The organism is Pseudoalteromonas sp. GABNS16E (assembly GCF_028598715.1).
In the GTDB taxonomy this organism is placed as follows: domain Bacteria; phylum Pseudomonadota; class Gammaproteobacteria; order Enterobacterales; family Alteromonadaceae; genus Pseudoalteromonas; species Pseudoalteromonas atlantica.
In genome coordinates, this window is record NZ_JAQREZ010000015.1 from 25,761 (window position 1) to 37,093 (window position 11,333).

The following is an 11,333-nucleotide window of genomic DNA, read 5'->3' on the forward strand; positions in this document are numbered from 1 at the left end:
CAGCGCTTAATGTAACTCGCCTGTACGCCAGCTAAAAAAATGTGTAAATTAAGCCAGTTAATAACGAGTACTTTTTATTATAAAAATATAAAAACTACGCTCTGCTTTAAGTGTAGTTAACTCATTACTAGGATGTATCACCGCATTATGATCCCAGCTAAAAAGCTGCTTAATACCCTTAGCGAACACTGGGGTGTTTTAGAGCTATTATTTAAACGTTTTAAAATGGCCGACTTTAGCCTCAAAGACGTGCAAAACGCCATTAAGCAAAAACAGCCCACGTGGACAAACGAGCGCATTTACAAAGAAACAAATCGTTTGCTCAATCAAGATATACTTATTCCATTGGCTAAATCATCCCAGCTTGAAATAAACCGCGCCATTGCCGATTTTGCGACCTTTTTATTACAAGAAGAACACCTAGGTTTAGCACAAGAAATTAGCGTTTTGGTTGATGATTTAGCACGCCTAGGAAACCGTTTAGATAATGCCGGTGAAATAGAAGACTATGACGATTTACGCCGCTATAGCCGCATTATGGATGATCGGGTGCGTAAAATAATGAAGCTTTACGCGCACAACGAAAACGCAATTTTAAACATTGTTGAGCAAGCTAAATCTGATCACGCGGTGCAATCTTTGCAAAAGCGCTACAAAGCGGTAATAGAAGCCTTTGATGAATACATAGAGCCGATGCTTGAAATGGTCGATATTCGCGGTGACTTTCATGCCTGTTTTACACTTATTGAGCAGCAAATAAGTAAGCAAATAGAGCACATTGAACGCTCAGGCAAAGCCTACAACGACAAGCGTATGCTTGAGCAATTGCGTACACGTATACTCGAAATGCATTTAGTTGGCCGAGAAAGCTTACGTAAAAGTGCCGATATGCTTATGCCACTGCGTGAAGAGCTACGCCGTAATAACCTAATTACCCGCCAAGCAGCAAAAGTGCTTGGCCTTGTGCGTAAAAATGGCGTAGACAACATGCTAAGCGCGGTACAACCAAATTTTGTAAGCGATGCGCAGCGCTATTCGCTTGGCCAGCAGCGTCATATAGTTGCCTATATGGCAAGCTTGGTAGAATTTGAACACGAAGAATACCAACTCCCAGAGCAACAAGACGTGCCGGCATTTGTTACGCCAAACATTCCTGATTACCACGATGTTAAAACAAGCTTTGCAAAACGCTTTAATAAAAAACGTAAAAAGCCCCAGCCATTGCTGCAATTTTTAGATGAAAGCTACCCAGAATTAGACGCCGACGAAATGCTATTTTTATATCAAAAACTAGTCAGCGACAGTGAAATTCACATTAGCCAAAGCGATGAGAAAACACGCGTAAAAATTGCCGGCCAGCATTTTTCGTTATACCCATTTAATTCTGCGCCTCAGCCAGATACACAGGCAGACGAGTAACACATGACACATATAAACTTAGACGAGCTTACGCACCTACAAGCCATTAATAAAAAATTAGGTGCGGGTTACCATATTTGCGAACAAGACAACGTAATGTGGCAAGAGCTTGACCAGCACATAGAATCTTATAGCGCCTTATTTAACGCCCTTGGCCACGATTTAAAACACGACAGCCGCGGCTTTTACTACTTTGCCAGCGACGAAAGCACGCCAAACATGGGGAAAATATCCCGTGCTATAGCACTGACTATTTACATTTTAATTGAGCATTTTGCCAATACGGGTAAAGACCCAATGCGTGCCCTATTTGATGAAGTAAACGATTTAGAACTGATGCAAACCTTAGTGCAAATTAATAAACACTTGTTTGATCAACTTGAGATATTTTCGGGCTCAGATTTACGAAAAGACGTATACCTGCGCATGGTACGTTTAGGCCTTGCCCGCGAAGTAGAAGGCGGCTTTATGCTACAAGCACCTATTCACCGCTATATTGATGCACTTATGGAAGTAAACGAAGAAACCTACATTACAGAGGACGAGCAATGAAAAACTTATACGGACTAAGTAAACTCGCCCTACTTAATACCGCAGGTTATGCAAAGTGTGTTATTCCGCTTGATAAAAGCAGCTCTATTTGTGCACCAAACAATACCGGTAAAAGCTCGGTTATTAACGCCCTACAATTTCCGCTAATAAACGATTTGCGCCTAACCGAATGGGACGGGCACGATTTAGATGAAACCCGTAAATTTTATTTTTCATCAGATCAGTCGTACATTTTGCTTGAAGCCAACCTCCCCCATGGCTCGGTGGTTATTGGTGTAGCAGGCCTTGGTAAAATAGCCGGTTACGCGCACCAGTACTTTTGTTATCAAGGCAAACTTGATTTAGCGCAGTACACGCAAGGTAATACCATTATTAAGTTTACCAAGCTGTTTAATCATTTAAAAACGCAAGGTTACAACCCTATAGAGCTTAAAGCACAAGAGCTAAACGCCCTGCTTACCGGCGGCGCAACCCCTTTTGACGGCGACATTAATTTAAAAATGATCCCGCTTAATAACGTGCAAGACTCCGCCATTTATAAAGAAATTTTTAGGCGTATTCTTAACTTACACAAATTGGGTGCAAGCGATGTTAAACGCTTTATGCTACGTGTGTTTGAACGCCATATGTCTAACTCTAAAGTGGACTTTTACGAAGTATGGCGTCGCTCGTTTGATAAAGTAAATCGCGCTAAACGCGAATTAAAAGCGCTTGAATCAATGCAAGAGCCAATAACAGCGCTTGAATCAATGCTTGAAAACCAAACCGTACTTAAAGGTAAGTTAGCAGCCTACGCGCCTAAAATTGATCAAGCATTAATAGACTTTGATACCTACCAAGAAGAGCAACTAAGCGAACTAGCCATTGCCCTTGAAGACATAGAGCACGAAAAACACGAGTTTGAGCAAAAACAAAGCTTATACGTACAGCAATCGCGCGATATAGAACGCAGGCAAACCCAAATTGAGCAATGGTTTTTAGATTACAGCGCTCTTAAAAGCGAGTTTGAACTGGTAAATAAAGCCACCCTTAAAACCAACCTTGGCCAACTTAAGCAAGACTACGAGTCACTTTCGCACTCTATTACCAGCGCACAAGGGCAAAGCCTACACACGCTTGATTACCGCATTAGCGAGACCCAAAAACAAATTAAAAGCTTAAAACTGCAGCTTAAAAACCTTGAGTTTAATTTGTTTACTCGAATGCGCGAAGACCTATCACTTAAAGAAGTCGAAGAAATATCGCGCATTTTAAACCCCGATATTCTCTCGTTTGCCACCACCAGCAATGGCGATATAACCATTGATGATGAAGACGCCTTTGGGGAATTTTTATCGCTATTAAGCGAAAACGTTAAAGGCGGTGTACTAACCCTACCAGGGGCAAGCATTAAACTTAAAAAACTCTCGCCAGTGCAAATGCAAAGCGGCGAAAACAAAGCCCAGCTTAGCGCTCAGCTAGACGCGCTGGAACGCTCGTTAAAAGAGTTTAAACAACAGCGCGAAGTAGCCGCTAACGTGGCCGATAAACAAAAAGAAAAAGATGCACTTTACGATGAGCTAATGAGCGCAGAGAGCTCACTAAAACGCTTAGAGCAATTTGAGGTAATGCAGCAGTCGGTAGAAGCGCAATCCATGCTAAAAGAGCAGTTATTAGCAGAGCGCGAACAAGTTGACGACTACCTGCAAGACATTCAAAAAAATAGTGGCTCAATTGCAGACAGGCGCTCGTTAATTAAATCTAAGCAAGAGCAAATTAATCGCCAAACCGAGCGCCTACGCCAAGTTAAAAGCGAGCGAATTGACCACACGCTTGATTTATACAGCGGTAAAGTAACCCCGTATATGATTGATATAACAGTCGACTTTGATAACTTAAGCGACTTAGTACATCACTTTAATAAAGACTGCCAAGAGCTGCGCAACTTTGACATAAACGTACGTAATACCTATTTGCATGTATATAACGCGGGTATTACTAAGTTCGATAACGAAAACGACGAATTTACTAAATACCAAAAGTTGATTAGCGCGTTTCATAACCTTGATAACGAACGCGATGCCGTTGAGCGCCAAGGTCGCGTAGCCCTAACCGAAGTAGCCGCAACAATTAAAGGCTTGCGTGAAGACTTAGACCGACTTCGCCGCGAAATGAACAGCTTTAATAAAGGGATAAGCCAGCACCGTATTTCTAACCTTCAAGCGTTTAAAATTAACGTAATACCGCGCAAAATGCTGGTTGATAGTATTGATACCATCATCAGCACGTCGCATCAGTTTGAACAAGGCGACACCCTTGACTTATTAAGCCAAGAACCTTACAGCGAAAGCGCGGTAAACGAAGCAAAAGATCACCTAATAAAACTTGCCTCCGACAAAGCAGGCCTTACATTAACTGACTTATTTGATATTCGTTTTGAAGTGGTTAACCGCGCAGGTGAAACCGAGCACTTTGAAAAAATCGATTCAGCTGGCTCAAACGGGACGCGTATTACTATTAAGTTATTATGTGGCATGTTGTTTATTCGTTACTTATTAAGCGATCAGGAACAAAACCTTTACCGTATACCTATTTATATTGATGAAGCGGCCGACATTGACCCGCAAAACCAAAAAGCAATCATAGAAACGGCACTGAGCTTTGGCTTTGTGCCAATTTTTGCCTCGGTTAAACCGCAGGTAAGCTGTGATTACATTGTACCTATTCGTTCAGTAAAAGATGGCGCCCAAAACTGGGTAGACGAAAAAGACTGGATTGAAGTTGAACACAATTAATTGGCCGTTAAGGCAAACCAACTAAACTAAAATATAGGACGTTAAACTAATACACATTTAAACGATGTGTGTTATTTTAAATTAACGCATTTTATTGGAGCAAAGGTAATGAAAAATATACTTATTGTTGCAGCGCTGACATTACTTACAGCCTGTACGCAAACCCCAGACTGGGATTACGACAAATCAGCCAACTTTAGTAATTTTAAAACATTTGCTTGGGTAGAAAACGCGAGCCTAACCAAAGACACCACAAACTACCAAATTAACGGCTTAATGGAAAAACGTGTACGTACTGCCGTTAATAAAGAGCTTAGCCAAACATTAGGTATGAGCTTAGTAGACCCAGCCCAAGCTGACGTACTAATTAACTACCATGCATCGGTAGATAAAGAGCTAGAAGTAGACAGCTTTAACGTAGGCTACGGCGCACGTTGGGGATACTGGGGTACGGGTTTTCAACGCGATATTAGCGCCCGTGAATACGAAGTGGGTACGTTAGTAATTGATATTATTGACCGCGAATCAAACCAGCTTGTATGGCGCGGCGCAAAAGAAGGCCGTTTAAAGAAAAAACAATCGCCTGAGCAACGCGAAGCATCAATTAAAGAAACAGTCGCTAATATTTTAAGCAACTTCCCGCCGCAAAAGCAGCTGTAAGTTTAAAGTTAGTTTTTAAAAAGCTCACAAAATGTGAGCTTTTTTGTTAATAAAGGACTCATACCTTGGCATTTTTAAAATATTTTACAGTCACTCTGTTCGTCTTTTTTGCTTCGCTCCCCGCACATGCGGAAAATTTAAAATTAACTCCAGGTTTGTGGCAAGGCATTTACAAAGATAATTTCGAATACAATGTACTGGAAATAAAAGAAAACGGAGAACACCGTTTAATCATTGCAAATATCGCCAGTGCATTTCATAGAAATAAATCAATTGCGTTTAATGATAACGATATTAAATGCAATCGCATTAATTGCACTATCAAACTCATTAGCCCTAATAAAGAGCATCTGCAATTTACATTAATTTTAAGCCGTTATTTAGATAATTCATTTGAGGTGTTAGAAATTTATTCTAATGCAGACGATGATTTTGTCATGTCAAAAACTTACCGGTTGGAAAAACAAGAAAGGCAATCTACCGTCCATACATTCATAGATAAATACCGCTCTAGAATAGATGAATTAGCAGCTATAGAAAAGTCAGGTTTATATGGTTTTTGGGTAGGATTATTAAATTTAGACGGCAATCAAAAACTCGTAAGTATTGAATTTCACCCAAATAAAGAGTCATATTTCACCTATTTTGCAAGTGGAACCAATGACATAATCAGCACCACTTTTATGCCACAAGATATTCAAGAAATAGACAACGTACTGAAAATCACTACCAGCAATCCACTCTTCGCAAATAAGCTAATTATTCATAAAGACAACCGAGAACTCAAAGGCTATATGTATTCAAACCACAAAGGTACAACTCTTCAAACTGGCTCGTTTAAATTGTATCGCTTTGAAAGGCCTGAGTAACCTGTAATCTAAGTATAACTCTATGACAATTTATACTTATACAATAACTCAAAAGGTATATGGCAATAGTCATCTGGGTGGTTGGTTAAACGGTCTTGATGCTCAGGATCGCTTGGTACGTAATTAGTTAGCGGCTCTACCTGTACTACAATTTTATCGGCATCGCTGCGCTTTTTGATATAGTTGTTTGCTGCCTCTAAATGGCTTTGGTGTTTGCTGTAAATAGCAGTGCGGTATTTAGGGCCTACGTCATCCCCTTGTTTATTAATGCTGTATGGGTCAATAATTTCAAAAAAGTAGTCAAACAGCTTATTTAGGCTAACGGCGTTTAGGTCAAAAATTACCTTTACGCATTCTGCGTAACCATCGTATTCGCCATCTGTAGTTTTACTTAAACCATTAGCGCGCCCTGCCTGTGTGCTAACAACACCTGGCAAATGCTTCATAAACTCTTGTACGCCCCATAGGCACCCACCAGCAAAGTAAATAGTATTATGTTCTTTAGTATTCATTATAAATGTTACCTGATGAGAAAAGTGTGAATGGTTATCAAATGCAGATATTAACAAATTAATGTACAATCGCGCACAAAATGACTGCGGTTATATTTGGCTATTTTATCATGCTCAAATATGAGCTTTGAAATTAATTGTAACCGCAGCTACAAATAAAAAAACGACGAGAAACACATGAACCGCACACCATACATTATATTGCCTGCACTATTATGCAGCGTTACTCCATTTGCTTATGCTAATACGTTATCTGATGAGTCTTCAATCGAGCAAATAACAGTGGAGGCTTCGCCTACTGCGAATAAACTGCCTGTAGGTACATTTGACTCGCCTATTTCTAATTTAGAGTACGACCCACGTGTTGATCTTCAATCACGAAATATGGCTGAGGCACAAGCTGATGTAACTATTCGTGGCGGTATTTTTGAAAACACCGGCTTTAGAGTAGGCAGTGCTACCCTGCTTGACCCGCAATCTGGCCATTATTTTGCTGAAATTCCCATTGCACCGCAAATGCTAAGCGGCCCAGCAGTTTTAACCGGTGCTGATAATGCACTGTACGGTATGAACAGCTCTGTAGGTACAGTTTCGTTTGGTTGGAAACCGATTATTACTGGCGGTAGTGTATCGCTTGGTACTGGTACGAACGACTTTAATCTTCAAAGCATTCATGCTGCTAAAAACACACAACTTGATAGCTTAGCTGACTATACATTAGGTTTTGAAGGTGAATATTCTCACTCGCAAAGTGATGGCACTATTGATAATGGTGACCATGACTTTTCGCGCGCCTCAGCTCGCGTGCAATTGGCAAGTGAGAATAGCCAAACCGATTTATTTTATGGCTCGCAAGATAAGTTTTTTGGCTGGCCCAATTTATACACTCCCTTTGGCGTTAACGAAACTGAAGATTTAGAAACCCGCCTTTGGATGCTTAATCACAAACAAAATTACGCTGAAAACAGTAATGTTGAAGTATCGGCGTATTACCGTACCCATGACGATCACTATATTTACTCGCGCGAAAACCCAAGTGCATTCGAAGCGTTTCATAAAAGCGAGGTTAAATCGCTTGCTCTTTCGGGCCGCCATGCACAAAGCAATGCGTTTGCAATTAATTACTCAGCACAATTTATTGATGACTCGATTGAATCAACAACACTTGAAAACAACTTTACCTCACGAAAATATTACAAGCTGAGTGTATTGCCCCAATATACAATGGCTTTAAAAGAGAATCAGCAGCTTATCTTTCGTTTAGGCGCTGCGTATGATGATACAAATCGCGATGATGCTGAAGTATCAGCTATTGGTGATATAACCTTAAACACCCAAAACAGTGACGGCACAGCGCAAAGTATTTATTTATCATACGCGCAGGCGAGTCAAGTTGCAGGCTACACAGCTATTGGCGGCAGCGATTCTGGCGGGTTATTTAGAAGTAACTACAACCTTGAACGCGAAACGACTTCAAACTTAGAGCTAGGCTTATTACTTGAAGAGCAAAGCTGGCAGTTAAACTCGGCTATTTTTTATAGAAAAGATAATAACTTAACCGATTGGACCTTTAATTTTGACTCTACCTCTGCGCGCTTTGCAAACCCGGTTGATATTGATACTGCTGGGGTTGAATTTTTAGCGACTAAGCACTTTGATACTGCAAAACTTATTGCTAGCTACACCTATTTACATAAATCAGAGAACTACGGCGCTGCCGATATTGATGCCAGTTTTTACGCGTTAAACTTCCCCGATCACCGTTTAACACTTGGCGCTGTGTATAACCCAACTGATATTTTAGAATTTAGAATAGATAACGAATGGCGTACACAACACAAAAACGCGCTTAGAAACGGCGACGACAACGCGCTTTTTACCCAACTCACGCTTAAAATAACCCCGCTTCAGATAAGCAATTTATTTATTACTTTAGCGGCAGATAACGTATGGGATGAGTCGTTTGAAGAAATACCTGGTACACCAGGGCGCGGTGAGCAATATACGCTAAGCGCAACGTACAGTTGGTAAAATTAAAGCGGCGTTTACAAACTCAATTTAAACTTTGGTTTGTAGACGCTGTGTTTATTGATACAAAAGCATAGTTTTTATGCAAAAAAAGTTGCACAAAGAGAAGCGAATAAGCAGTAAATGAGAAAACACAAACCAACGATTGCTTAAAGTTAATCTCTTCCTCTAAAAGCACCGCGCCTCTTCACCTCTTTGTGAGTTATTCACTTTATGGCCTTAAGCCAGTAAAAGCAGCGCGTTTTTATATAAAGCAAAGCTAAAAAGTTGCACAAAGAGAAGCGAATGAGGAGTAAATGAGAAAACACAAACCAACTATTGCTTAAAGTTAATCTCTTCCTCTAAAAGCGCAGCGCCTCTTGCCCTCTTTGTGAGTTACTCACTTTATGGCCTTAAGCCAGTAAAAGCAGCGCGTTTTTATATAAAGCAAAGCTAAAAAGTAGCGCAAAGAGAAGCGAATAAGCAATAATGAGAAAACACAAACCAACTATTATTTAGAGTTAATCTCTTCCTCTAAAAGCGCAGCGCCTCTTGCCCTCTTTGTGAGTTACTCACTTTATGGCCTTAAGCCAGTAAAAGCAGCGCGTTTTTATATAAAGCAAAGCTAAAAAGTTGCACAAAGAGAAGCGAATGAGTAGTAAATGAGAAAACAAAAGCCAACTACTGCTTAAAGTTAATCTCTTCCTCAAAAAGTGCAGCGCCTCTTAATCTCTTTGTAAATAATCCACTTTTACAGGCTTTGCCTGTAACGTTAGCAAGCTTTACGTCTTGTATCTCTCGTTGATAAATGATTAGCTATCATTTATCACATCGAAGTCAGTGAGCTTGCCTGTGCGTCTAGTATTTAATACTGCTCCGTAGATAAAGCCCTGACTTTCTATTCTCACAAACTGAATGGTATCCAAGCACACTTTTATTTAAGTAGATGCTGTATGTACAAGGGGAGTAAGTAGAGATGATGTTTATCGGCATTGATATTAGTAAAGAGAAGATTGATTTATCGTGGTTGAGAGACCAGCTTACAAACAAGATTAAAACAAAAGTCTTTAAAAACAAGCATCGAGACTTTTTAGAAATAGAAAAATGGCTTTTAAATACAACTAAAAGCACTGCTAGTGAACTCGTTATCACACTTGAACCAACGGGTGTTTATCATGAAGCACTGATGTATTTTTTACACGAGCAAGGCTTTAATATTATTTTAGCGAATCCTGGTAAAGCTAAAAAGTATGCTGACGCGTTAAATATAATTCATAAAACAGATAAATCTGATGCAACGATGCTTGCCCATTACGGCTGTGCAAAGCACGCAGTCGTTGATTATTGGCAACCTGAAGCGTTAGAAGTTAGAGAGCTTAAAGCCCTTATTCGTCGTTTAGATGCGCTTGAGAGTAACCGACAACGAGAAGCTAACCGATTAGATGCAAATGAATTTAGCAACGTTTCAGCACGTGTTTGCCAATCGATAAAAGTGACTATCGCGTTTTTAGATGACGAAATTAAACAGCTTAAATCTGATATTGATAACCACATAGATAATGAGCCTGGTTTAAAAAGAAACAGGAAACTACTAGAGTCTATACCTGGCATTGGGCCCGTACTATCGAGAGAGCTGACGTATTTGTTTGCGGCTAAAAAATTTAATAAAGCCAAAGAAGCAGCAGCTTATTGTGGGTTAATTCCACGGCATAATGAATCGGGTAAATTAAAAGGGCGAACATCAATCAGTAAACTTGGGCCAGCCAGAATTCGCTGCAAACTCTATATGGCAGCTATTGTCGCTGGGCAGTGGAATAAAACAATAAAACGACACAAGTTAACATTAATAAATAACGGTAAAACACCGATGCAAACTGTGTGTGCGAATATGAGAAAGCTCATCCATATATGTTTTGGTGTAATAAAAAACCAAGAAGCGTTTAAGCTCCAAGTAAGTTAAGTACGACCTTGAAGCTTAAAATGAGAGATGGTATCTACAAAATAAGCGTATATCTACACATTTGCGGTAGACGCAGAGCTTGCTCGCGTGAAAAGCGCAGCTTTTAATTACTTAAAAAATCACTCAGTAATAGATAAATGTAAATATATGTGTATTAACCCCGTAAGCTAGGTTAACTGCTCAAGTTCGGTAATAAGCGCTAGAGCCTCTGCATTAGTTGACCCACATACATCGCGCGTGGCGCTAAAATCGCTACATACTTTAGGGCGGCTTTCATCGCCAAATAGTTTACATAAATAGTTCTCATCAAGCTGAATACAACGCTCTCCGGCTTTTTTACCGTTTGGCATACCGGGGATTGGCGAGCTAATACTTGGGGCAATGCAACATGCGCCGCAGCCTAAGCGACATGCCATAGGCTCTGTTTTCATAAATACCTCTGTTAGTTAAAGCCAGGCCTTTGTATTTAAATTTACACCCTGCCTAGCCCATTCTTTATTTGTAATACACATATGTAATGCTTTGTTACATCTTAAAACGCCTTGTAAACACTTTATTGCGTATTATTGCCTTGTCACCA

The 11,333-nt window shown here is 40.1% G+C and carries 9 protein-coding genes; 7 read left to right on the forward strand and 2 right to left on the reverse strand.

Annotated elements, in window-relative coordinates:
• The first annotated feature begins 147 nt into the window (after positions 1-147).
• From PSI06_RS08395 to PSI06_RS08415, 5 genes are all read left to right on the forward strand, one after another.
• Positions 148-1,419: a hypothetical protein gene (locus tag PSI06_RS08395; RefSeq protein WP_054983136.1), complete on the forward strand. Its 1,272-nt coding sequence runs from the start codon at positions 148-150 to the stop codon at positions 1,417-1,419.
• A 3-nt stretch (positions 1,420-1,422) separates the two neighbouring features.
• On the forward strand, positions 1,423-1,971 hold the full coding sequence (locus PSI06_RS08400; RefSeq protein ID WP_054983135.1) for a condensin complex protein MksE: 549 nt from the start codon (positions 1,423-1,425) through the stop codon (positions 1,969-1,971).
• A complete protein-coding gene (locus PSI06_RS08405) occupies positions 1,968-4,745 on the forward strand; it encodes an ATPase (protein ID WP_273604290.1) in 2,778 nt (925 codons plus the stop codon). Before PSI06_RS08400 ends, PSI06_RS08405 begins: the two co-directional genes overlap by 4 nt.
• A gap of 108 nt (positions 4,746-4,853) precedes the next feature.
• A complete protein-coding gene (locus tag PSI06_RS08410) occupies positions 4,854-5,405 on the forward strand; it encodes a DUF4136 domain-containing protein (RefSeq protein WP_273604291.1) in 552 nt (183 codons plus the stop codon).
• Positions 5,406-5,470: 65 nt separating this feature from the next.
• Positions 5,471-6,274: a hypothetical protein gene (locus PSI06_RS08415; RefSeq protein ID WP_054983132.1), complete on the forward strand. Its 804-nt coding sequence runs from the start codon at positions 5,471-5,473 to the stop codon at positions 6,272-6,274.
• 20 nt (positions 6,275-6,294) lie between these two features.
• Here the strand turns inward: PSI06_RS08415 and PSI06_RS08420 are convergent, their stop codons facing one another.
• The gene (locus tag PSI06_RS08420) at positions 6,295-6,786 is read right to left on the reverse strand and encodes a peptide-methionine (S)-S-oxide reductase (RefSeq protein ID WP_138576950.1); all 492 of its coding nucleotides are present in this window, start codon (positions 6,784-6,786) and stop codon (positions 6,295-6,297) included.
• A gap of 177 nt (positions 6,787-6,963) precedes the next feature.
• Between PSI06_RS08420 and PSI06_RS08425 the strand changes: the two genes are divergently transcribed.
• Both PSI06_RS08425 and PSI06_RS08430 read left to right on the forward strand, forming a co-directional pair.
• On the forward strand, positions 6,964-8,817 hold the full coding sequence (locus tag PSI06_RS08425) for a TonB-dependent receptor plug domain-containing protein (protein WP_273604292.1): 1,854 nt from the start codon (positions 6,964-6,966) through the stop codon (positions 8,815-8,817).
• Positions 8,818-9,769: 952 nt separating this feature from the next.
• On the forward strand, positions 9,770-10,753 hold the full coding sequence (locus PSI06_RS08430; protein WP_273605007.1) for an IS110 family transposase: 984 nt from the start codon (positions 9,770-9,772) through the stop codon (positions 10,751-10,753).
• Between the two features lie 167 nt (positions 10,754-10,920).
• On the opposite strand, the gene PSI06_RS08435 is transcribed toward PSI06_RS08430, so the two are convergent.
• The gene (locus PSI06_RS08435; RefSeq protein ID WP_273604156.1) at positions 10,921-11,184 is read right to left on the reverse strand and encodes a YkgJ family cysteine cluster protein; all 264 of its coding nucleotides are present in this window, start codon (positions 11,182-11,184) and stop codon (positions 10,921-10,923) included.
• Positions 11,185-11,333: the final 149 nt, after the last annotated feature.

Coding starts and splice junctions, on each gene's coding strand:
- PSI06_RS08395 (WP_054983136.1), top strand. CDS start 148: ATGATCCCAGCTAAAAAGCTGCTTAATACCCTTAGCGAACACTGGGGT.
- PSI06_RS08410 (WP_273604291.1), top strand. CDS start 4,854: ATGAAAAATATACTTATTGTTGCAGCGCTGACATTACTTACAGCCTGT.
- PSI06_RS08435 (WP_273604156.1), bottom strand. CDS start 11,184: ATGAAAACAGAGCCTATGGCATGTCGCTTAGGCTGCGGCGCATGTTGC.
- PSI06_RS08400 (WP_054983135.1), top strand. CDS start 1,423: ATGACACATATAAACTTAGACGAGCTTACGCACCTACAAGCCATTAAT.
- PSI06_RS08425 (WP_273604292.1), top strand. CDS start 6,964: ATGAACCGCACACCATACATTATATTGCCTGCACTATTATGCAGCGTT.
- PSI06_RS08430 (WP_273605007.1), top strand. CDS start 9,770: ATGATGTTTATCGGCATTGATATTAGTAAAGAGAAGATTGATTTATCG.
- PSI06_RS08420 (WP_138576950.1), bottom strand. CDS start 6,786: ATGAATACTAAAGAACATAATACTATTTACTTTGCTGGTGGGTGCCTA.
- PSI06_RS08405 (WP_273604290.1), top strand. CDS start 1,968: ATGAAAAACTTATACGGACTAAGTAAACTCGCCCTACTTAATACCGCA.